Raw genomic sequence first — 22422 nt, forward strand, 5'->3', positions numbered from 1 at the left:
AGTGGGCTACTCCTCGCGGATGCGGCCCGGACAAGCCCATGCTCCTTGTGTTCGCGGCAGACGCCGCCGCGACACGACCGGCCGTCCGGATGCTGTCGTGACCTGGTGGGATGGACCACAATGGAGGGCTCGGGCGGGGGACGGCGACCGGGAGGGCCGAGTTGGGTCAGGACGACGAGAGCAGCGGCAACCCGCCGGCGCCGGAATCCGTAGTGGCCGCCACCGCCCGCCGGTCGAGGTCCCGGCAGGCACGCCTGGCGGCCCTGCTGCTCCTGCTGGTGGTGATCGTGGCGGCCACGGTGCGGGTGGTCGTGGCGACCGGCCCGCCCACCTGGGACGAGCTGCGCGAGCGGGCGGGGCTGACCAACCGGGACAGGCTGGTCATCGGGGTCAAGGACGATCAGCCGGGCGTGGCGCAGAAGCTGGAGAACGGCGCGTTCGAGGGCTTCGACATCGAGATCGCGTACATGATCGCCGAGGACCTGGGGTTCGACGCGCCGGAGGTGACGCTGCTGGCGATCGAGAGCGAGGACCGGGCCCGCCGGCAGGCGCGGGACGCCAGCGGCAGCTTCGTCACCGTCGACCTGGTGGTCGCCTCCTACAGCATCACCGAGCAGCGCCAGGGGCAGGGCGTGGTCTTCTCCTTTCCCTACCTGGAGACCGAGCAGTCGGTGGTGACGCTCGCGTCCGACAGCCGCAAGGTCGCCAGCCTGCGCGACCTCGACCGGGCGAAGGTCTGCACGCTGGGCACGTCCACCTCGGAGCGGCGCCTGCGGGACGCCGGCGCGAGCCCGATCGGCCGCAACCGGATCAGCGAGTGCATCCAGGCGCTCTACGACAGGCAGGTCGACGCGGTCACCACCGACGCGGCGATCCTGGCCGGCTTCGTGGGCCCCCGCCCGCCGGGTGAGCTGCCGCCGGCGGTGAAGCTGCGGGGGCGCCAGGAGTTGCAGCACTGGGACATCGGCGAGGAGGCGGCGGAGAAGTGGGGCGTGAACACCGGCCCCAATCCGGCGATGCGGGACCTGGTCAACCTCTCCCTGCAGCAGTCGGCGGAGGGGCCCGACGGCTACCGGTGGAAGGCGGCGTTCGACCGGTACCTGGCCTCGGAGCAGCAGTACAGCAACCTGCAGCAGGTGGCGGTCGGCCGGCAGCCGGAGCCCGAGGAGAAGGTGGAGGTGCGGCAGTGGCCGTGGGAGAGATGGGCCCTGCCGTCTCCGAGCCGGCCGCGATCGGGCGCGCCGACCGTCGCCCGGGAACCAAGCAGGCGCAACAGGCGCAGCAGTGGCTGCTGACGCTGCTGCCCGCGTTCCCGGTGCTGCTGCTGGTGCTGCGGCTCTGGCGGCTCAGCCGGCAGGACATGCCGACGATGCTGCTGCTGGTGCAGTACGTCAGCCCGCTCGGGCTGCTCAGCGCCCTGCTGATCGCGCTGGTGTGGGCGTTCCCGCTGGTGGTGCTGGTGCTGACCGTCCTCGGCCGGCTGCTCCAGGTCAGCGCGCCTGACCGGTTCGACCCGGATCGCTCGCTGCTCGCCTACGGCACCGTGCGTACCCCCGGTTGGGTGCTGGTGGCGGCGATCGCCCTGGCGGCGCTCACCTGGCAGCTGCGGTTCCTGCCGCTGCTGATGATGCTCGCCCTCTGGCTGCTGGCGCTGCGGACCCGGCTTCGCTACCCGGACCGGCCCCGCCTGCTCCTGGTCACCACCCTGCTGCTGCCGGTCGTGGCGGCGACCGCGAGCTACGCCTGGCTGGCGCCCGCCGTGCCGGCCGCGATCCGCGACGGCGAACTGGCCACGGCCCTGCTGCTGGTCGTGCCCCCGCTGGGAGCCGTGGTGCTCACCGGCCCGGTGCCGCGCCCGGTCGCCCCGGCGCTGACCCACAGCCTCGCCTACGCGGTGGCGGCGGTGGTGCCGCTGGTGACGGGGGTGGTCTTCCTGCGGGTGCCGTTGCTGCCCGCGGTCGCCGTCGAGGTCGGCCCGGAGACGGGCCCGGTGCGGGAGGTGGTACGCGGCCAGGCGGTCACGGTGACCGACCGGATGACGATCGTGCTCGACGGGCGGGGCGAGGTGCGCTTCCTGCCCAACGACCAGGTACGCGGGCAGCTCCTCTGCCCCGACCCGGGGCGGATCCCGGTCACCCGCGTGGACGTGTACGGCTGGCACGTGGAGGAGACGGCGCTGGACTGGATGATCCCCCGGCAACCGGTGGGGCGGGCGGACCCGCGCTGCCTGGGCCGGGTGCCGGCCGGGGACCCCACCGAACCGTCCGCGCCGCCGTCGCCCGGGCCTGCCGGTTCGTCCGCGCCACCGTCCTCCCGCCCCCGCTGACGGCCGGCCGGCGGGCGCGGGAGGCGACGGGAGCGGTCAGCCCCGTCGCGCGGTGCGGCCCTTGAGGTGGCGGCCCAGTTCCCGGGCGATCTCCCGCTCGGCGTCGCGCTCGGCGAGCGCCTGCCGCTTGTCGTACGACTTCCTGCCCTTGGCCAGGGCCAGCTCGACCTTCGCCCAGCCGCCCGAGAAGTACATCGACAGGGGCACCAGGGTCAGACCGCCCTCGCGGGTCCGCTCCAGGATCCGGGCGATCTCCACCCGGCGCAGCAGCAGCTTGCGGGTGCGCCGGGGCGCGTGGTTGGTCCAGCTGCCGAAGCCGTACTCGGCGATGTGCAGCCCGTAGAGCATCAGCTCGCCGTCGCGCTCCTGGGCGAAGGCGTCGACCAGCGACGCCCGACCCTCGCGCAGCGACTTGACCTCGGTGCCGGCCAGCACGATGCCCGCCTCGTAGGTCTTGAGGATCGAGTAGTCGTGCCGCGCCTTCTTGTTGGAGGCGATCAGCCTGCGCTCGGTCTGCCGGGCCGCGTTCACCCGGTCGAGGATATCGGCTGCCGGCCGGGGCTGACCCGCCCGGCACCGATGCGGCGGCCGGGTCCGGCCGGGTCCGGCCGAATCCGATGGCGCCCGCGGCGCCCGACGGGGGAGACTCCGCCAATGGATCACCGGGCGATGGTGCGGCTGAGCAAGCGGATGTCCCTGGCGTTGCGGCACGAGCCCGCCCGGTTCGGCCTCGCGCCCGACCGGGCCGGCTGGGTGTCGGTCGACGACCTGCTCGCCGCGCTCGGGACCGACCGCGCCGACCTGGACGCCGTGGTGGCCGACAACGACAAGCAGCGCTTCGCCGTGGCACGCGGCGCCGACGGCGTCGAGCGGATCCGGGCCAACCAGGGCCACTCGATCCCGGTCGACCTGGAGCTGGCGCCCAGCCCGCCGCCGGCGCGGCTCTACCACGGCACCAGCCGCGTCGCGCTCGACTCGATCCGGGCCACCGGCCTGCACCGGGCCGGCCGGCACCACGTCCACCTGTCGCCCGACCTGGCGACCGCCCGACGGGTCGGTGCCCGCCGGCCGGGCGAGCTGGTGGTGCTGACCGTGGACGCGGCGGCGATGGCCCGCGACGGGCACGCCTTCTATCGCAGCGCCAACGGCGTCTGGCTCACCGACGCGGTGCCCGCCCGGTACCTGGCCGACTGAGCGGTCCGGCTCAGCCCGCGCGCCGGGCGAGGAATTCGGCGAGCACCCGGGTGTGGGTGGAGAAGGCCAGCTCCGTCGGCTCGGTGAGCACCAACCACTCGGTGGCCTCCTCGGTCGGCGCCGACGGCGGCAGCGCCTCGGCCCGCCGCTCGGGCAGCTCGCCGAAGACCATGATCGTGCCGCCGGCCGGGGCGCCGTGCACCGCGAGGAGCCGGGCGTCGGCGGCGTCGGCACGCAGGCCGGTCTCCTCCCACAACTCCCGGACCAGCGCCTCCTGCCACTCCTCGCCGTACTCGATGAAGCCACCCGGCAGCGCGAGCTGGCCGCGGGCGGGCTCGATGTCGCGGCGGACGACCACCACCCCGAGGCCCCGGGCCGTGCGGACCGGCAGCACCGCCACCGCGACGGGCAGCGGGTTGCGCCAGACCGTCGCGCCGCAGGCCGCGCAGACCCGCGGCCAGCCGGCCGCCGCCGGATAGGCGGCGCCGCAGAAGGAGCAGTGGGAGTACGCCACGGCGGTCATGCCGCAGCACGTTACCCGGCGCACCGGGGGCCGCCGCGACCTGCCGCCCGGGGCGTGCGGCGGCGGCTCCCGGCGGTCACGGGCGGCCCGCGCGAAGTGCGTCCCGGGCCGCCATGAGGGCGAAGCCGAGCAGGTTCGCACCCTGCCAGCGCGCCGGATCGTCCGCGCGCGGGTCGCCGGCGGCCAGGCCGATGCCCCAGACGCGGTCGACCGGGCTGGCCTCCACGAGCACCCGTTCACCGGTGCCGAGCAGGTACGCCCGCAGGTCGTCGTGCTGGTCGAACTTGGCGACGCTGCCCGCCACCACGATGTCGAAGCGCCGGGCCTCCCAGGTCGCCTGGTCGAAGCCCCGCACCTCGCGGCCGAGTGACTTGGCGCGTTGGGGGTGCCCGGCCGCCAGGATCCGCTCGGCGACCGCCGCGTCCCCGAACAGCATCGCCTTGTGCCACATCATCCAGTGCTCGGCGGTGGCGTACGTCCGCTCGCCGTCGGTGAACGGGGCCGGCCACCACTGGCTCAGGCAGCCGGGCCCGACGCTGCCGTCACGCTGCGGTCGGTGACCCCAGAAGTGCAGGTAGCGGATCTTCTCGCCGGCGTTGACGGCGGCGACGAGCTCGGTGACGGATCGCGGCGACATGGCGGCGAGTCTGCCCGAGGGGTCCGACGGAACGCGCGCGCTTTTCCGGCCGGCCGCCGGCACGGGCAGTCGGTGCCGCCGCGCCGGGCGGTCGGGTGCGCGGGGCGGCCGGTGCCACCGCGCCGGGCGGGGCGGTCAGGCCGGCGGCGCCCCGGTGTAGAAGGCGGTGGTGCGCTCCGCGGCGCCCCGGGCGGCCTCGGCGTCGGTGCCGTCGGCGACGCTCGCCTCGCCCCACCGCTCGCTGCTCGCCGTGACGAACTGCCGGCCCTGCTCGGACACCGACCAGGCCTCGCCCTCCTCCGGCGTGACCCCGCTGCCGTCGGCGGCCAGGTACGACGCCAGGCCGAGCAGCGCCAGGTCCCAGCCGACCCCGACCGCGCCCGGGCCGAACTGGTCCCAGCGCTCCTGGTCGACGTGCGCGACGTGCTCCAGCTCGAACCGGGTCCGGTCGTCCCCGACCGGCGTCAGCCGCACCTCGATCCAGCTCACCTCGCCGCCGAACTCCCAGGTGGCGGCGAAGCCCTTCGGCGGGTCGCAGCGCTCGATCGTGCCGCCGGCGTTGCCCTTGAGCTGGTAGCGGCCGTCCAGCCGCAGGTCACCGGAGATCGGCATGAACCAGCGGGGGATCCGTTCGGCGTTGGTGCAGGCGTCCCAGAGGTCCTCCAGCGGCGCGTCGTACGTCTGGCTGATGGTCATCACCCGGGCCTCGCCGGCCTCCAGCACCCGCCGGCCGAGCTGGCGGCGTACGGCGTTGATCTGCTCGGTCGCGTCGATCATCGGTCTCTCCCGTGGTCGGTCGTGTCGTCTGTCGTGGGCGGCTGCTCGCGCAGCCGCCGTTCGCGCTTGCCTCGGGCCAGCTCGGTGGCGAGGGCGTGCAGGGGAGGCGTCCAGAACCGGCGGAAGTTGTCGAGCCAGCGGTCGACCTCCCGCAGCGGCCGGGGATCGACGGCGTAGAGACGCCGGGTCCCCTCCGCCCGCACGGTGGCGAAGCCGTTGTCCCGCAGCACCTTCAGGTGCTGGGAGACGGCCGGCTGGGAGATCCCGAACTCCCGCCGGATCACGTCGCACAGCCCGCCGGCGGTCGTCTCGCCGTCGGTGAGCAGTTCGAGGATGCGGCGCCGCACCGGGTCACCGAGTACGTCGAAGGCGTGCACGGAACCCTTTATATCAGTCACCCCTTATTTAAGCGACCCATGATGGGTCGGTGTGTCGCCGACGCCTTCGCGGAAGCGTCGGGGATACGACTCTCCACGGGTCGGTGCGAAGATCCGCACGACGCTACCCTGGCATCGACGGACATATACTTTCCGTACGATCGTGGAACCCGTGAGCGGAGGCGGGCGTGCCACTCTTCTTCCTGAGCTACGCCCATGAGGACAACCGCAACGGCCAGGTGCAGGAGTTCTTCGGCGATCTCAGCGAGGCGGTGGCCCGGCTGGCCGGCGTGGGCTGGGACCAGGCGGGATTCGTCGACGGGCAGATGCCGCTCGGCGCGACCTGGTCGCAGGAGCTGGCCGACGCCCTCGCCACCAGTTCCTGCCTGGTGGCGCTGACCTCCCCCCGCTACGTGGTCAGTGACTACTGCGGGCGCGAGTTCCGGGTCTTCGCCGACCGGGTCGACGCGCACGAGCGGGAGTTCCGTCGCCGTCCGCCCGCCGTGCTGCCGATCCGCTGGATCCCCTGCGACCGCGTGCCCGAGGCGCTGACCGGCTTCCAGCACAAGAACTTCCCGGCCGGCGCCGTGTACGCCCAGGACGGGCTGCTCACCCTGAAGCAGCGCCGCCGGCACCACGACGAGTACCAGGACTTCGTCGACGCGCTGGCCAAGCACATCGTGCAGACCGACCGCGACCACCGCCTGCTCCGGCCCGCCCGACGGCCGGTGCTCGCCCAGGTCACCAGCTCCTTCGAGACCACCCGCCGGCGGCCGGCACCCGGGTCGTCCGCCGCCCGGTCGCCCCGCTCGACAAGCGCCCGGCACGTCTGGTTCGTCCTGGCCGCCGGCAGCGCGGCGGAGCTGGCCGGCACCCGCAGCGGGGCGGAGGAGCGCTACGGCGCGCTGGCCCGGGACTGGCGGCCGTACCGCCCCGAGCTGGAGGCGCCGATCGGCAGCTACGCCGGGGCGGTCGCCACCACCAAGAGCTACGGCTGGACGGTCGAGGACGCCGTCGACCTCGCCGAGGTGCGGGAGTGGGCCCGGGCGCACAACCAGATCGTCGTACTCGTGGTGGACGTCTGGTCGGCCGGCCTGCCGCGCTACGAGCTGAGCCTCGTCGGCTACGACCGCGACCCCGACACCACCACCCCGGTGCTGGTGCCGTGGACGGCCGCCGACGACGCGGCGGCCGACGGCAACCAGCGGCTGTGGGAGACCCTGGCGCGCGTCCTGTCGCACCACGTGGTGCGCAACGATCCCGCGATGTGGCGACCGGAGATCGCCACCGCCGGCCGCTTCCACGCCGAGCTGGAGGACGCGCTGGTCGTGGCCCAGAGCCGCATCTACCGTACGGGCACGGTCTACCAGGAGCCGCCGTCGGACGGCCCGGTGCACCGCCCGATCCTCGAAGGTCCCTGATGGAGGCGGTCAGCCGATGGCGGTGAACGACGCGGCACGCGGGCAGATCGTCACGTTCTACTCGTACAAGGGCGGCACGGGACGCACGATGGCGCTGGCCAACGTGGCCTGGATCCTGGCCAGCCAGGGGCTCCAGGTGCTCGTGGTGGACTGGGACCTGGAGTCGCCCGGCCTGCACCGCTACTTCCACCCGTTCCTGCGCGACTCCGAGCTGCGCGCCACCCCCGGGGTCATCGAGATGATCTGGGATTACTCGATGGCCACGATGCAGCGCAACCCCGGCGACGACCCGCAGGAGCTGCTCGCCGGGCACGCCAAGATCCAGCGGCGGGCGGTCTCGCTCAACTGGGAGTTCCCGCACGGCGGCGTGATCGACTTCGTGGCGGCCGGCCAGCAGGACTCGGCGTACTCGCGGCTGGTGAGCACCTTCGACTGGTCGAACTTCTACGAACGCCAGGGCGGGGCGGCCTTCTTCGACGCGGTCCGCGCGCAGATGCGCGCCGAGTACGACATCGTGCTGATCGACAGCCGTACGGGCCTGAGCGACGTCGCCGGCATCTGCACCGTGCAACTGCCCGACACCGTCGTCAACTGCTTCACCATGTCGACGCAGAGCATCCGGGGCGCGTCGGCCGTGGCCCGCTCGATCCGCGCCCAGCGCCCGGACGACCCGCCGCTGCTGGTGCCCGTGCCGACCCGGGTGGAGGACGCCGAGCTGCGCAAGCTGGAGACCGGCCGGGACCTGGTCCGGGCCGAGTTCGCGTCGTTCCTCGACCACCTCTCCGACGCCGCGCGGGCCCGCTACTGGAACACCATCGAGGTGCCCTACCGCGCGTTCTACGCCTACGAGGAGATCCTCGCCGCGTTCGGCGACCGTCCGGAGCAGGCGGGCACCCTGCTGGCGGCGTACGAGCAGCTCGCGTCGGTGGTGACCGGTGGCCGGGTCACCCGGCTGGAGCCGATGCCGGAGGAGGAACGGCGTCGCTCGCTGACCGCGTTCGAGCGGTCCCGGCTCACCGCCGAGCAGACCGTGCTGGTCGGCTACGCCTCGATGGACCGGCTCTGGGCGGAGTGGATCGGCGACCAGCTCGAGGAGGCCGGGCTGCGGGTGGACCGGCGCGCGGTCGACGTGCCGGTGCGCGCCGGTGGCCGCACCGAGTTCGACCGGGCGCTCGCCGCCGCCAGCCGGGTGCTGGTCGTGCTGACCCGGCACTTCGCGGCCACGCCGCTGGCGGGGGAGGCGTGGAAGGCCGCCGCCAGCCGGGACCAGGTCGCCGGCGCCGGCGTGCTGGTGCCGCTGCGGGTCGACGAGTCCCGCCTCGCCCTGCCCTACACCGACCGCACCCCGGTCGACCTCAGCGACGTCGACGCCGGCACCGCCCGGACCCTGCTGCTCGAGGAGGTGGGCGCGCCCGCGCACACGGTCACCGGCCGGGCGGTCGGCCGGTTCCCCGGAGCGTTCCCGGCGGTCTGGAACGTGCGCCAGCACGGCACCACCTTCGTCGGCCGGGCGGCACAGCTGGAGGCGCTGCGCGACCGGCTGACCGCCTCGCCCGCCTCCGGCGTGCAGGTGGTCCACGGTCTCGGCGGGGTCGGCAAGACCCAGCTCGCCGCCGAGTACGCCCTCCGCTTCGCCCGCGACTACGACGTGGTCTGGTGGATCCCCGCCGACAGCGAGGAGCGGATCCGGGGCGGGCTGGCCGACCTCGCCGAGGCGATGGGGCTCGGCGCCGGCGGCGGTGGCGAGGCGGTCCGGCGGGTGCTCGACGCGCTGCGCCGTGGCGGCCCCGGCCGGCGCTGGCTGATCGTCATGGACAACGCCGACGAGCCGTCGCGGGCCACCCGGGCGCTGCTGCCGCAGGGCCCCGGGCACGTCCTGCTGACCACGCGCGACCAGACCTGGAGCGAGTACGCGGGCGCCACCGAGCTGACCGTCTTCGACCGGATGGAGAGCGTCCAGCTGCTGCGCGACCGCGTCCGCGGCCTCACCGAGGAGGAGGCGACCCAGGTCGCGGAGAAGCTCGGCGACCTGCCGCTGGCGGTGGAACAGGGCGCCGCCTACCTGCGGGCCACGGCGTTGCCGGTGCAGCAGTACCTCGCCTCGCTGGACACCCCCGGCCTGCTGCGCATCCTGGAGGGCCGGCAGTCGGCCGGATACTCCAAGACGCTCGCCGCGACCTGGCTGGTGACCCTGCGCCAGCTGCGGCAGGAGAAGCCCGCCGCCGCGCGCCTGCTGGAGCTGTGCTCGTACTACGCGCCGGAGCCGATCCCGGTCGCGATGCTCACCGGCGAGCGGTTCGCCGTCTTCATGGCCCCGTTCGACCCCACCCTCACCGACCCGATCCTGCAAGGGCTGGTCACCGCCGAGCTGGGCCGCTACGGCCTCGCCCAGGTCGACGCGGAGAACAACACCGTGCGCATCCACCGGCTGGTGCAGCTCGTCATCAAGGACCAGCTCGACGACCCCGCCGAGACCCGCCGCGAGGCACAGTCGCTGCTCGCCGCCGCCAGTCCCCGCGATCCGGACAAGCCGGCCAACTGGCCGCGCTACGCCGAGCTGTGGCCGCACGTACGTCCCTCGGCGCTGCACGAGTCGACGGCCGAGGAGGCCCGCCAGCTCGTCGCCGACACCGTCCGCTACCTCTACCGCCGCGGGGACTACGAGTCCGCGCGCTCGCTCGCCGAGGACGCGCTGGAACGCTGGCGCGACACCGACGACGACGACCCGACCAAGCTGCGGATGCGGTTCCACCTGGCCAACGTGCTGCGCGCGCAGAGCCTCTTCGACCGGGCCTTCGAGATCGACCAGGACGTCTACGACCGGCAGCGGCGGATCTTCGGTGAGCACCACCTCTACACCCTGATGACGGCCCGCAGCCTCGGGGCCGACCTGCGCGCCCAGGGCCGCTACCACGACGCCGAGCAGCGCGACCGGCGCACCCTGGAGCTGAGCGTCCGCAGCTTCGGCGAGGACAGCGGCCGTACGCTGACCGCCGAGAACAACCTCGCCGTGTCGCTGCGGCTCGTCGGCCACTTCCGGGAGGCGGCCCAGCTCGACCAGCACATCTACGAGCGGCGCCGGGAACGCTTCGGCGACGAGGACCCGTCCACCCTCGCCTCCGCCAGCAACTACGGCCGGGGTCTGCGCGACACCGGGGAGCTGTGGCGCTCGCACAGCGTCCTGCAACGCACCTCCGCCAACCAGCAGAAGACCATCGGCCCCGACCACCCGGAGACCCTGCGTACCGCCAAGGAGCTGGCGCTGACCCTGCGCCAGCTCGGCCGTTTCGCCGACGCGCACCGGGTGCTGGAACGCACGGTGGTGCGCTACCAGCGCACCCTCGGTGGCGAGCACGCAGACACCCTCTCCTGCGAGATGGCGCTGGCGACCACCTGGTCGGCGGTGGGCGACAACCCGACCGCGCTGCGGATGGCGCGGCGGCTGCGCGACGCGTACACCGAGGTCCTCGGCGCCGACCACGCCATCACCCTGGCCTGCCTCAACAACCTCGGCGTGTTCCTGCGCAAGGGCGGGGAGCACCCCCAGGCGCTCGACCTCGCCCAGCGGGTCCGCGACCAGCTTCTCGCCAGCCTCGGCGAGCGGCACCCGCACACCCTGCTCGCCACGCTCAACCTCGCCAACGACCTGTTCGCGCTCGGCGAGCGCGACGCCGCCCTGCTTCTGGACACCACCGCGTACGTCGAGCTGATCCGGGCCCTCGGCGCCGAGCACCCGGACAGCGTCTCGGCGGCGCTCAACCTCGCGGTCAGCAGGATCGCCACCGAGAGCGAGGCCGACGCCGGGCGCGCCCTCTACGACGACGCGTTCGGCCAGCTGGTGCAGCTTTTCGGCGGCGACAACCCACGGGTGGTCCAGGCCCGCCAGCGCGACCGGTTCAACGGCTACATCGAGCCCGCCCTGCTCTGAGCGCCCGCCCTGCGCCGAGCGCCGGTCTGGCCCGAGCACCCGCCCTGCGCCGGGCCCGCCCTGCGCTGGGCCCGCCCTGCGCTGGGCCCGCCCTGCGCTGGGCCCGCCCTGCGCTGGGCCCGCCCTGCGCCGGGCCCGCCCTGTGCCGGGCCCGGCCGGGAGGGCGCGCTAGTCGGGGCCGCCGGCCAGCCAGGTCGCGACCGCCAGCGGGTCGGCGCCGGGCAGCCGCCGACACAGCGCCCGCACCAGGTCGGGGCGGGTGGTCAGCACCCGCACGGCGGCGGTACGCCCCAGCCGCCCGGCGGCCAGCGCGACGCCGACCAGCGCGTCGGCGTCCCCGGGGTCCCCGGCGAGCCGGCGGCGGTAGCCGGTCAGGGCGCCGCCGGCGTCCCCCGCCGCGTACGCCCGGTCGGCGTGGTCCACCCGCCCCGTGGCGTCCGCCTCGCCGCTGCCCGTGCCGCGGTGCTCCGTCGTCGCCAGCAGCCGCCGCCGCACCGCCGCCTCCGCGCCGGTGTCCCCGGTCGACGCGGGTCGGGCCGGGCCGGGCACGACGGCGGGTGCGGCGATCGGCGGCGGGGGCCGACCCTGCCGCCACGCGTGCGCCACCTCCGCCACGCCGTCGTCGTCGGGGACCAGGTTGGCCAGCGCCCAGCGCACCGCCCCGCCGTCCGCGACGTCGCGCGCCGCCGCCTCGACCCGCGCGTCGCCGGTGGGCTGCCAGCCGCGCAGGGTGCCGGCCATGCCCGCCACGAAGGCCCGCCCGTCGTCGGTCAGCTCCGCGCTGCCGGCGAGCTGCGCGACGGCCCGCGCGGTCTGCACCCGCCAGTACGCGTACTCGAACGCGCAGCGGACGTCCTCGTGCCGTCGGCAGCGCCACACCTCGGCCACCCCGAGGTGGGCGTACGCGCCCTGCAACAGCGCGCCGACGGGGCGGGGATCTGATCGCCACGGCGCCCGGTAGCGGGCCGGGCCGCCCGGCGCGTGCAGCGGCAGCAGGTCCAGCAGCGCGCCCAGCTTGGTGTGCTGCAACTCGTGCACCAGCAGCAGCGCGAGCGTCTGCGGGTCGGCCGGCACGGAGAGCGCGATCGCACCCAGCGCGGCACGGCTGGTGGCGCTGACCGGGTGCCCGGACGGCGGCGGCGTGAGCGGCACCAGCGTACGCAGCAGCGTGGCCAGCCCCCGGGCGTGCGCCGGCAGCCGGTCGGTCAGCCAGTGCCACGCCTGCCCGGCGAGCCGGTCGAGCCGCTCCGCCGAGGCGTCGTCCAGCCGGCCGGTCGGCGGCCGGTGGTAGCGGCGCCGGTGCGGGTCCTGGTCGTCGACGAGCACCCCGGTCGGGGGCGCGTCGCGGCCCGGGGTGAGCCGGCGGCTCGGCAGCCACCCGCGTGCCGGGACGGGACCGTCGCCCGACCCGTCGGTGGCGTGCACGGCGCCGGCCGGCCCGTGCACCGACAACCCCGGCGGCGGCCGCCCGTCGCCGGCCGACCGGGGGTCGTAGCGCCGTCCCGTGCCACGCACGAGCGCGGTGCCGGCGCCGAGCCCGACCGCGCCGCCCACCGTGGGCAGCAGCAGCGCACCCTGCGGGCAGGGCACGGCGAGCGTGAAGGCAAGGCCCGCGCGCAGCGCGGCGGCCCCCGCCAGCCCGGCCAGGTAGCCCGCGTCGGGGCGGCCGTGCAGGGCGTCCGTGGCCCAGCCGGTGACCGGCGGGTGGGCCAGGACGTCAGCGACGGCCGCCGGATCCGCCCGCTCGGCGAGGGTGAGCAGGGCGAGGCACCGCGCGGCCGGCGAACCGGTTCCGCCCGCGCGGGCGGCGACGACGGTCAGCAGCCGCCGCCGCCCGAGCTGACCGGCGCGCAGCACCTCGAGCGTGGCGTCGTCGCCGTGGCCCGCGGCGAGGCCGGCGAGCTGGGCGGGGGAGAGCACCACCGACTCACCGCCGCCGGGCCGGGGCGGCGTCGGGCGGAGCGGCCAGGGCGCGGCGGCGCAGGGCGTCGACGTCCGCCGCCACCACCCGTCGTACGTGGTCGATCAGCCGGTAGAGGTCGGGGCAGTAGACCGACGGGTGCGCGAATCCGGCGCCGGCGCGGAAGCGGTGCGCGTACAGGCCGCCACCGCAGGCGCTGAGCACGGGGCAGGCCCGGCACGCGGCGGCCAGGGCGTCCGGACCGGCCGGCCGGCCCGCCAGCGACGGGTGCCGCAGCGCCTCGTCGAAGGAGTGGCGGAAGACGTCGAGGCCGGTACGCATCGACGCGTCGTCGGTCGTCTTCAGGGTGTCGGTGCCCTCGATGGTGCCGTCGGTCTCGATCGTCATGACGTCCGGCTCGGCGAAGCCCACCGCCCGGGTGCCGCTGCGGCCGCCCAGCACCAGCGCGATCAGCGACTCGAACAACCGGATCCCGGTGCGGCGGGGCGTCGTGGCGTACCAGCGGTCGAAGACGGCCACCAGCCAGTCGCCGTACGGGGTGTCGGTGCCGCCCGGCCGGCGCCCGGGCGGGGGAGTGCTCCAGTTGCCGTGCGGCAGCAGCAGGTCCAGACGGGGCGGGTCGAACGCGAGCAGCGACTCGTAGACGCCCACCGGGTCGTTGGCCAGGTCGACCGTGCAGAGCAGTCCCGCCCAGCGGGACCGGTGCCGTGGGCGGCCGAGCAGCCGCAGCGCGGCGGCCACGTCGGCGAAACTGCCCCGTCCGTCGGGGTAGCGGCGGTGCAGGTCGTTGGCGGCCCGGCCGCCGTCGAGGCTCACCCCGACGTCGATGTCGTGGCCGTGGCACAGCGCCAGGAACTCCTCGTCCAGCAGCACGCCGTTGGTCTGCACGCCGACGTCGAGCGCCGCGCCGGGGGGCAGTGCCGCCCGCAGGGTGCGAATGGTCCGGTCGAGGGTCGCCGGACCGGCCAGCAGCGGCTCGCCGCCGTGCAGCACGACGCGTACCCGGTCGGGGCCGTGCCGTGCCAGGTGCTCGCCGAGGCGCCGCGCGACCTGGGCCACGGTGCCCGGCGCGATCACCCGGGGCCGCTCCCGCCACCGCTGGTCGGCGCCGCGGTAGACGTAGCAGTGGTCGCACGCCAGGTTGCAGCGGCTGTGCACCTTGAGCACGAGCTGCCGGACCCGGGTCGGCGGCGCCTCGGCGACCGAGGCGGGCCCGCAGGACCCCGCCACCGGGGCCGGGGGGTCGTGCCGGGTCGGCGGACGGGCATGGTCAGGGTGGGGCGGGGCGGCCGACGTCGGGGCGTCGGCGGACACGTCAGAAGCTCGACTCGAACGCCGACACGTCGAGCTGCCGGCCCGGCTCGTCGCCGGCCACGAGCGTGGCGAGCACGTGGGCCAGCACGCCGTCGCCGGCGCCGGCGAGCAGGTCGGCCAGCGGTACGTCCCCCAGCCGCACCAGGGCGGCACCCGCGTCCACCGACGGTGGCGGCAGCTCGGTCTCAGCCACGGTGGACCGTCCGGCGACCGTGTGTCCTGCCGCGCGTCATCGCTGCGCTCACCCCGCCTTTTCTACACCATCGGGTGCCTGCCCCGACGGCCCGACACCGCACCCCGGGGCGGGCGTCGGCGGCACCCCGACGGCCCCGGCCGACCGACCCGCCGCCGGTGTGTCCGGCGACCGGGACGCGTCCGGCGGCGCGCGGTGACAGGTGGTGGACCCGGGTGGCACCGGCACTGCCCGGGACCGCGATGACCGGTGACATCCCGCCTCCCGTCGGCGTCGGTGTCCGAAGCATAGGGGCGCGGCGGCCTCCGCAGCGACCACCGTCCGTAAACCCGACTCAGGGTCTGTCGTACCCGTGGTCCATGATCCTTGTCGTCACAGCGACGCCGGCGACCCCTCCGGCGTGCGGATGGTCATGGGCGGCGCCGGGAGCGGCGGACGGGAGGTCGGACAGTGGCTGACGCGGAACGGACCGCGTGGCGACGGCACAGCACGGTGCGGGTGGTGCCGCCCGCGCGGCCCCGCAAGCTGGCCAAGGTGCCCTTCCTCGAGCTGGCCGACGGGCGGTTGCAGGGCGTGGTCTCCAGTGGGTCGGACGTCGACCGGGTCTACGTCTCGTCGATCGCCTCCGGCACCCACGCCTACCACTGCAGCACCAACAACAACCGCCCCTGCGGCGGGCTGCGCGGCGAGCCGTGCAAGCACCTGCACGCCCTGGCCGACGAGGCACTGCTCCAGTACGGCGCCGACCGGGTCGTCCGCTACCTGCGGGTCGACGTCGGCGCGGGGGTGGACACGGGCCGGGAGCTGCTGGCCGCCCTCGCCGGGCGGCACGAGCCGACCCCCGCCGCCGTCGTGTTCAGTCGCTTCCTGCGCCACCTGTCCTACCTGGAGCTGCCCGGCAGCGCGGTCCCCCTGCCCGAGCTGCACTGGTTCCCGGCCACCGGGGCGGGCCGCTGATGCTCGGCACGCAGCTCGCCGTCCTGCGCGACGGCACCCCGACCGGCCTGACCGACGCCCTCGACCTGGTCGCCGGCCTCGACGACGCCCTGCTCCGCGGCCTCGCCCGGGTGGGTGAGGACGACGCCGCCGCGCTGGCCGCCCTGGCCGGCGCGCTGACCGCCACCCCGCTCGGCGACCGGCTCGCCGAGGCGGTGGCCAAGGTGACCGCCGGCTCGGTGGCCGAGGAACACCTCCTCGCCCTCGCCGGCGCCCGGTGCGCGCTGCTCGGCGCCGCCCACGACGCGCTGCTCGGGCAGCTCGACACCGCGCTGGGCCGGGCCCGCGCCCCCTGGGCTCCCGGCCCGGCCGAGCCCCCGGGGGCCGGATCTCCGGCCCGCGCCAGCGCCCGCGCCTGGCTGCACGAGGTGGCGGTGACCGGGTGGGGCGGCGTCGACCACGAGCTGGTGGCCGCCGCGGGGGCGCCGGTCGAGGCCGCCCTCGCCGAGCCCGGCCTGCGCCGGCTGGCGGTGCTGCTCGACGGGCTCGCCGCCGAGCTGCGCGCCTGCGTGCCGGTCGCCACGATGGCGCAGCCGCCGCTGCGGCGCTGGGCCGACCTCTGGGCCCGGGGCGTGCTGCTCGCCCAGGACGCGGCGGCCGAGACCGCCCCGACCGCCGTCGAGGAGGTCTCCGGGCGGCTGCTCGTGCTCGGCGTCGACGTGCACGAGCACGACACCGCCGTGCAGGCGCAGGTGCACGCGATCCTCGAACCGGCCGACGGCGGGCCGCCGCGGCTGGTCCGTTGCGCGGTCGGCGCGGTCAAGGTGGAGACGATCGTCGGGCCCGCGCTGTGGCGGCTGCTGGACGCCCATCCCGTGCTGCTGGCCGCGCTGGCCGAGCGGCGCAGCCTCACGGTCACCGGGCTGCCGCTGCACGGGGCGGACCTGCTCTGGCACGACGACCGGGTGCGACCCGGCGAGCCGGCCGACCCGTTCGCCACCGCCCGGGTCCTGTTGCCGACGGCCGTCGCGGCGGCGCCGGCGCCCCTGGAACGGCACCCCGTCGGGATCGCCGAGCCCGTGCTGGTGGAGGGCTACACCGTGCGCGACGACGACGGCACGACGACCTTCGACATCGGCGGCCAGCCGATCGCCGTCGAGGTCGACCGGCTGCCGTCCTGCGGCCCGCTCACCCCCGAGCTGGTGGCCGCCTCGTCCGCGTGCCTCGGCCTGATCCGGTGGGACGACGGGCGGTGGTCGCTGCAACCCCTGGCGGTGCGGGCCACCGTCAAACGCCGGCCGGTCGAGGCGCACACCGGCGACTGGGCGGGCGGGGTCACCGACCCGAAGATCGCCAAGGCCGAGGCCAAGGCGGGCGACGCCGTGGCGGTGCTGCGCGAGCGCGCGGGACGGTTGCTGCGCCGATGAACGACTCCCCGACCCCCGTGGACCTCGCCGACGCCAACCGACGCCAGGTGCTCTACTGGCGGCTGCTGGCCCGGCTCTTCGACCCCGACGAGCAGCCCACCCTGGAGTCGGCCAGCATGGCGGTCGTCGAGGACCTCGGGCTGCCGGCCGCCCTGCTGGACCCGGCGGTGTCGGTGGACACCGTCGTCCAGCGCTTCCCGGCCGTCGCCGACGAGCTGCGCGGCCTGCTCAGCCCGACACCCGACGCCCCTGCGGCCGCCGACCCTGTCGCCGAGGCGGGTGGCGACGGGCCGCCGGGCGCGTCGGGTGCGCCCGGCGCCGCCGAGGTACGCCGCGCCGCGCTGGTGTCGAAGCTGCTGCTCAACGTGTTCGCCACCGGCCACGGGGCGGTCGACGCCGGCCAGTTGGCCCGGTGGCAGTCCGACGCCGGCTGGTTCGAGCAGGCCCTCGGGATGGAGCCCGGCGGGCTGCGCCGGCAGGGCGGCGGCGACGGTCTCGGCGGGGTGCTGGCCGGCATCGAGGGCGACCTGGTCCGCCGGATGCACCTGCGGGAGGTGCTGGCCGACCCGGTGCTGGCCAGCCGGCTGACGCCCAGCATGTCGCTGATCGAGCAGCTGCTGCGGGACAAGGCCAACCTCTCCGGGGTGGCCCTGGCCAACGCCAAGGCGCTCATCCGCCGGTTCGTCGACGAGGTCGCCGAGGTGCTGCGTACCCAGGTCGCGCAGACCAGCGTCGGCGTCGTCGACCGGTCCGTGCCGCCGAAGCGGGTCTACCGCAACCTCGACCTCGACCGCACCATCTGGCAGAACCTGACCAACTGGAGCCCGGAGGACGAGCGCCTCTACGTCGACCGGCTCTACTACCGGCAGACCGCCCGCCGGGTCACGCCGGCCCGGCTGATCGTGGTGGTGGACCAGTCGGGCTCGATGGTCGACTCCATGGTCAACTGCACGATCCTCGCGTCGATCTTCGCCGGCCTGCCCAAGGTGGACGTGCACCTGATCGCGTACGACACGCGGGCGCTCGACCTCACGCCGTGGGTGCACGACCCGTTCGAGGTGCTGCTGCGCACCAAGCTGGGCGGCGGCAACGACGGCCCGGTCGCGATGGCGCTGGCCCGCCCCAAGATCGTCGAGCCGAAGAACACGGTCATGGTGTGGATCTCGGACTTCTACGAGTTCGACCGCTCCCAGCCGCTGTTCGACGGCATCGAGGCGGTGCACCGCTCCGGGGTGCGGTTCATCCCGGTCGGCTCGGTCAACAGCTCGGGCCAGCAGAGCGTCAACCCCTGGTTCCGGCAACGCTTCAAGGACCTGGGCACGCCGGTCATCTCCGGTCACATCCGCAAACTCGTCTTCGAGCTCAAGAGCTTCCTCACCTAGGAGAACAACCCCTCATGTCCGAGATGCTCCGTGCCCCCGCCGAGGTCAAGTACGCTGAGGAACTCGACTTCCTGGAGTCGGTCGACACCGATCCGAAGCCGTTCTCGTGGCGGCTGAGCCCGCGGATGGTCCGCCTGTTCGTCCTCGGCTCGGAACGGGCCGACGGGCTCGACCGGGAGATCCCGCAGAAGTGGTTCGGCGACCGCACGTTCGTCGAACGCAGCATCGTGACCCTGGCGTCGGACCGGGGCCTGCTGCTGATCGGCGACCCGGGCACCGGCAAGAGCTGGCTGGCCGAGCTGCTGGCCGCCGCCGTCTGCCGCAACTCGACCCTGGTGGTCCAGGGCACCGCCGGCACCACCGAGGACCACATCAAGTACTCGTGGAACGTCTCCATGGTCATCGCGCGGGGCCAGTCCCGGGAGTCGATGATCCCGTCGCCCATCATGACGGCGATGGAGCAGGGCACCGTCGGCCGGTTCGAGGAGCTGACCCGTTCCACGAGCGACGTGCAGGACGCGCTGATCTCGATCCTGTCGGAGAAGTACGTCTCCATCCCGGAGCTGGACCACGACAACATCGTCTTCGCCAAGCCCGGCTTCTCGATCATCGCCACCGCGAACAGCCGGGACCGGGGCGTGAACGACCTCTCCTCCGCGCTCAAGCGGCGGTTCAACTTCGTCCGGATCCCCGTGGTGACCAACAAGCGCAGCGAGGCCGAGATCGTCCGCTTCCGCACCGAGGAGCTGCTGCGCCGTCACCAGATCACGCTGGACGTGCCGCCCACCCTGCTCGACATCCTGTTGCAGAGCTTCGCCGACCTGCGCGCCGCCGCCACCTCGGCGACCAGCGACGACGAGAAGCTGGAGTCGGCGCTGTCCACCGCCGAACAGATCGGCGTCCTGGAGGACGCCATCCTGCACAGCCAGTTCTTCGGCGACCGCACCCTGCGCGCCGCGACGCTGGCCGGGTCGCTGGTCGGCTCGCTGGCCCGGCGCAGCCCCGAGGACCTGGCGATCCTCAACAAGTACCTGCACGGGGTGGTCGAGCCGCGCGCCAAGCAGGACGACGGCTGGGAGGGCTTCCTCGACGGTGGCCGCCAGGCGATCGCCGCCCTGTCGTGACCGCGCCCACCACCGCCGGGCCGTTCGGCGCGCTGCGCGAGCAGCTCACGGCCGCCGCCGGCGCCTTCGCCGGCAGCTCGGGCGCCGTCGCGGAGATCCTGGCCGGCATCGTCGACGACGTTGACCGCGCCCTCGGCGAGGAACTGGAGATCTTCCCGGTCTGCCACCACTCCCCGGCGTCCGCGCTGGCCATGGTCCGCAGGCTGCGCGCGAAGCAGCCGAAGGTGATCTACCTGGAGCTGTGCGAGGACCTCCAGCCGCTGCTGGGCGAGCTGCGCAACTGCAGCCTCCCGGTGGCCGTGCAGGCCTTCGCCTCGGAGCTGGACGGCTTCCCGGCCGACTGGGGGCCGCTCAGCGTGGTCGCGCCGATCACCGAGGCCAGCGCCGAATACCAGGCCATCGCGTACGCGCTGGAGACGCCGGGCGTCGAGCTGGTGCTGGTGGACCGCTCGACCGACCACGTCTTCCAGTGGTCGCCGCGCCGCCCGGCCGACGCCGCCGACGAGGCCCCGGCCGGCGGGGACGTCGAGGCCGCCGCGCCGGCGGGGGAGGAGGCTGCCCTGCACGGCGACGCGGTCGGCGTCGAGATCGGCGACCTGCGGCCCCGCTTCGCGGAGCTGGAGGCCTACCTCCTGCACCACGGCAAGGTCCGGCACTGGTCGGAGTGGTGGGACCAGTACGTCGAGCAGCCGCTCGCCGACGCCGACCACGACACCTACCGGCAGGTGATGGTGCTGATCGGCAGCCTGTTCCGGCGGCTGCGCCCGGCCGGGGCGGAGCGGCAGGACCGCGACGAGGACCGCGAGCGCTACATGTGGACGCGGATGCGGCAGCACCTCGCCGCCTCCGGGGCCGACCCCGCCGACTGCCTCTACGTCTGCGGCGCGTTCCACGCCGCCAGCCGGGTGGAGCAGTTCGGGTTGCGGGCCGACGCCCCCTTCGAGATCGGCCCGCGCACCGGCACCCGGTGGCACTACGGGCTCATCCCGTCCAGCCACTCGGCCATCGAGGCGCAGTTCGGCCTCGCGCCCGGCTCGGTGTCGATCGCCTCCGCCACCTGGACGAAGGCGGTCGCCCGCACCAAGCTGAGCCCGTTCCGGCTGGAGGGGCAGCGGGGCGGCCGGACCCGCACCGGTGGCCGTCGCCGCGCCACCCCCGCGCCCGCACCCGCCGCCGGGGTCGCCGACCGGCTCTCCGGCTACCTGGCGCAGCCGCCGGCGACGCAGGGCCTGGACGAGGCGGAGCTGCGCGGCTGGTGCGTCGACATCGTCCGGCTGGCCCGGCGCAACGGCTACCTGGCCAGCACCGCCGACGCGATCGCCGTCTTCGAGACCTCGATCCTCCTCGCCGGCCTGCGCAACCGCGCCCGCCCCACGCCGTACGACTTCGCCGACGCGGCGGTCACCTGCATCGAGAAGGACGTCGTCCCGGGCCGCCGGGACGTCCGCCGGCTCTGCGAGATCCTGTTCGGCGGCGACCGGGTCGGTCAGGTGGGCTACGAGGCACTTCCGCCGCTCGCGCGCGACGTCCACGACCGGCTCGCCCCGCTCGGGCTGGACCTGGAGAAGCGCACGATCCAGCGGGCCCTGGTGGACCTGCGGGCCAGCCCCGAGCTGGTGCCCTGCTCGGATCTGCTGTGGCGGCTGCGGCACCTGCTGCCCCGCGACGCGGTCCGGCCCATCATGGGCGAGCGCCGGCTGGGGCAGCGCTCGATCCAGGAGAGCTGGGACCTGGCCCTCGGCCGCAGCCAGCGGGCGCTGATCGAGCTGGGCTACGAGGGGGTGACCGTCGAGCAGGTGCTGGAGCAGCGCCTGCGCCGCGCCGTGCGGGGCCCGGAGGCGACGGCCTCGGTCGCGCTGGAGGCCGTCGAGGACGCCATCCGGCTGCTCGACAGCCCGCGCCTGGTCGACGAGCTCGGCGCCCGGGCGGTGGAGCTGCTCGCCGCCGAACGCACCGTCGACGACGCCCCCGAGGTGCTGCGCCGGATCCGGCGGCTGCTGGCCCACCACCGCGCCACCGGGCCGCTGCCGGCCTGGTGCGAGGCGTTCGTCACCACCGGGTACGCGCACTACTGCACGCTGCTGCCCACCGCGTTCCTCGACGAGGAGAGCGGCGTGCGTCAGGTCGGCGCCATGCTGGGCTTCCTGTTCGGCATGGAGAGCCTGGCGCTCTCCCTGGGCTGCGACCGGTCCCAGCTCGAACTCGCCGTCGCGCAGTCCCATCCGGAGACGCCGGCCAAGGTGGCGCTGCTCTGGGCCGCCCGGCACCAGTTGGGCCTGCTGCCCCTGGCCGAGTTGCGCGAGCGGTGCGCCGCGCTGCTCGCCAACCCGCTGGTGGTGCCCGCCTTCCCGCAGTACCTCAGCGGCTTCGTGCAGGCCCTGGAACCGGTGCCGGGGCTGGCGCCGTTCGTCGTGGAGGTGATGTCGTCCGCGTTCGCCCGGTTGCCCGACCCGGTCCTGCTGCCGTGGCTGCCCACCCTGATCACCACGCTGCGCGAGCACGGCGCGGAGCTGGTGCCGCTGCTGGTGCGGGAGGCGGGGCGTACGTTCCCCGGCTCGCTGGCCGCGCTGGACGCCTGGGTGCCGCCGTGGTCGGCCTCGGCGCCGCCGTCGACGTCGGCGGTCCCCGCCGCCGTGTCCGGGCCGGTCGCCGCCCTGCTGGCGGCCAACCCGCAGAGCGTGGACGCCGTGGCCGCGCTGCTCGGTTGCGACGGCGGATGGCGCGAGCTGGACGCCGCCACCACCGCCGTTCCCGCCGGCCTGACCGCGCTGCTCGCCGCGCATCCGGAGACCGTCGACGCCGTGGCCGACCTGCTGGCGGCCACCCCGCGCTGACCGGCGCCGGCCGTCGGCGGAGCAGTTTCCGGCGGGTTGTCGATCCTGGCCCGCCCCGTTCGTGTGGAGGATGAGAGGCCGGCGCCGTCGGCCGCCGACGCGGGGAGA

At 75.0% G+C, this 22422-nt stretch carries 18 protein-coding genes; 10 read left to right on the forward strand and 8 right to left on the reverse strand.

Annotated features, from left to right (window positions below; all coding sequences use genetic code 11):
• Window positions 1-161: 161 nt before the first annotated feature.
• The gene (locus tag RM555_RS16615) at window positions 162-1295 is read left to right on the forward strand and encodes a transporter substrate-binding domain-containing protein (protein WP_311412601.1); all 1134 of its coding nucleotides are present in this window, start codon (window positions 162-164) and stop codon (window positions 1293-1295) included.
• Window positions 1187-2326 carry a hypothetical protein gene (locus tag RM555_RS16620; protein ID WP_311412602.1) on the forward strand — a complete coding sequence of 380 codons (1140 nt, stop codon included), beginning with the start codon at window positions 1187-1189 and terminating at the stop codon, window positions 2324-2326. Before RM555_RS16615 ends, RM555_RS16620 begins: the two co-directional genes overlap by 109 nt.
• A gap of 36 nt (window positions 2327-2362) precedes the next feature.
• Here RM555_RS16620 and smpB read toward each other — a convergent pair whose 3' ends face one another.
• The gene (smpB, locus tag RM555_RS16625) at window positions 2363-2857 is read right to left on the reverse strand and encodes an SsrA-binding protein SmpB (protein ID WP_311412603.1); all 495 of its coding nucleotides are present in this window, start codon (window positions 2855-2857) and stop codon (window positions 2363-2365) included.
• A gap of 123 nt (window positions 2858-2980) precedes the next feature.
• On the opposite strand from smpB, the gene RM555_RS16630 reads away from it, so the two are divergent.
• The gene (locus RM555_RS16630; protein WP_311412604.1) at window positions 2981-3520 is read left to right on the forward strand and encodes an RNA 2'-phosphotransferase; all 540 of its coding nucleotides are present in this window, start codon (window positions 2981-2983) and stop codon (window positions 3518-3520) included.
• Window positions 3521-3530: 10 nt separating this feature from the next.
• Here RM555_RS16630 and RM555_RS16635 read toward each other — a convergent pair whose 3' ends face one another.
• From RM555_RS16635 to RM555_RS16650, 4 genes are all read right to left on the reverse strand, one after another.
• Window positions 3531-4043, reverse strand: coding sequence for an NUDIX domain-containing protein (locus RM555_RS16635; RefSeq protein WP_311412605.1), 513 nt, complete (start codon window positions 4041-4043; stop codon window positions 3531-3533).
• A 76-nt stretch (window positions 4044-4119) separates the two neighbouring features.
• Entirely contained in the window at window positions 4120-4680 is a 561-nt protein-coding gene (locus RM555_RS16640; protein ID WP_311412606.1) for an NADAR family protein, read from the reverse strand.
• 135 nt (window positions 4681-4815) lie between these two features.
• Window positions 4816-5457 carry an SRPBCC family protein gene (locus RM555_RS16645; protein WP_311412607.1) on the reverse strand — a complete coding sequence of 214 codons (642 nt, stop codon included), beginning with the start codon at window positions 5455-5457 and terminating at the stop codon, window positions 4816-4818.
• Complete coding sequence (locus RM555_RS16650) at window positions 5454-5834, reverse strand: ArsR/SmtB family transcription factor (protein WP_132234872.1); 381 nt, start codon at window positions 5832-5834, stop codon at window positions 5454-5456. Before RM555_RS16650 ends, RM555_RS16645 begins: the two co-directional genes overlap by 4 nt.
• Before the next feature lie 188 nt (window positions 5835-6022).
• Here RM555_RS16650 and RM555_RS16655 point away from each other — a divergent pair, with 188 nt between their 5' ends.
• Window positions 6023-7255 (forward strand): TIR-like protein FxsC, encoded by a 1233-nt coding sequence (locus tag RM555_RS16655; RefSeq protein ID WP_311412608.1) that lies wholly within the window; start codon window positions 6023-6025, stop codon window positions 7253-7255.
• 16 nt (window positions 7256-7271) lie between these two features.
• Window positions 7272-11183, forward strand: a complete 3912-nt coding sequence (fxsT, locus tag RM555_RS16660; RefSeq protein WP_311412609.1) for an FxSxx-COOH system tetratricopeptide repeat protein — start codon at window positions 7272-7274, stop codon at window positions 11181-11183.
• A 168-nt stretch (window positions 11184-11351) separates the two neighbouring features.
• Here fxsT and RM555_RS16665 read toward each other — a convergent pair whose 3' ends face one another.
• The 3 genes from RM555_RS16665 to fxsA all read right to left on the reverse strand — a co-directional run bounded on the left by RM555_RS16665 (window position 11352) and on the right by fxsA (window position 14611).
• Complete coding sequence (locus tag RM555_RS16665; RefSeq protein ID WP_311412610.1) at window positions 11352-13106, reverse strand: aKG-HExxH-type peptide beta-hydroxylase; 1755 nt, start codon at window positions 13104-13106, stop codon at window positions 11352-11354.
• 4 nt (window positions 13107-13110) lie between these two features.
• Complete coding sequence (locus RM555_RS16670; RefSeq protein ID WP_311412611.1) at window positions 13111-14334, reverse strand: FxsB family cyclophane-forming radical SAM/SPASM peptide maturase; 1224 nt, start codon at window positions 14332-14334, stop codon at window positions 13111-13113.
• A gap of 85 nt (window positions 14335-14419) precedes the next feature.
• Window positions 14420-14611, reverse strand: coding sequence for an FxSxx-COOH cyclophane-containing RiPP peptide (fxsA, locus tag RM555_RS16675; protein ID WP_132234860.1), 192 nt, complete (start codon window positions 14609-14611; stop codon window positions 14420-14422).
• Between the two features lie 450 nt (window positions 14612-15061).
• Here fxsA and RM555_RS16680 point away from each other — a divergent pair, with 450 nt between their 5' ends.
• Genes RM555_RS16680 through RM555_RS16700 form a run of 5 tightly spaced genes read left to right on the forward strand, consistent with a single transcriptional unit; the run spans window position 15062 to window position 22314 of the window.
• Entirely contained in the window at window positions 15062-15568 is a 507-nt protein-coding gene (locus tag RM555_RS16680) for a hypothetical protein (protein ID WP_311412612.1), read from the forward strand.
• Window positions 15568-16974 carry a hypothetical protein gene (locus RM555_RS16685; protein WP_311412613.1) on the forward strand — a complete coding sequence of 469 codons (1407 nt, stop codon included), beginning with the start codon at window positions 15568-15570 and terminating at the stop codon, window positions 16972-16974. The genes RM555_RS16680 and RM555_RS16685 overlap by 1 nt, the downstream gene beginning before the upstream one ends.
• Complete coding sequence (locus tag RM555_RS16690; protein ID WP_311412614.1) at window positions 16971-18356, forward strand: VWA domain-containing protein; 1386 nt, start codon at window positions 16971-16973, stop codon at window positions 18354-18356. Before RM555_RS16685 ends, RM555_RS16690 begins: the two co-directional genes overlap by 4 nt.
• A 14-nt stretch (window positions 18357-18370) precedes the next feature.
• Complete coding sequence (locus RM555_RS16695) at window positions 18371-19480, forward strand: ATP-binding protein (protein ID WP_311412615.1); 1110 nt, start codon at window positions 18371-18373, stop codon at window positions 19478-19480.
• Window positions 19477-22314 carry a DUF5682 family protein gene (locus RM555_RS16700; protein ID WP_311412616.1) on the forward strand — a complete coding sequence of 946 codons (2838 nt, stop codon included), beginning with the start codon at window positions 19477-19479 and terminating at the stop codon, window positions 22312-22314. The genes RM555_RS16695 and RM555_RS16700 overlap by 4 nt, the downstream gene beginning before the upstream one ends.
• Window positions 22315-22422 lie beyond the last annotated feature (108 nt).

Source organism: Micromonospora reichwaldensis (genome assembly GCF_031845925.1).
GTDB lineage: Bacteria > Actinomycetota > Actinomycetes > Mycobacteriales > Micromonosporaceae > Micromonospora > Micromonospora reichwaldensis.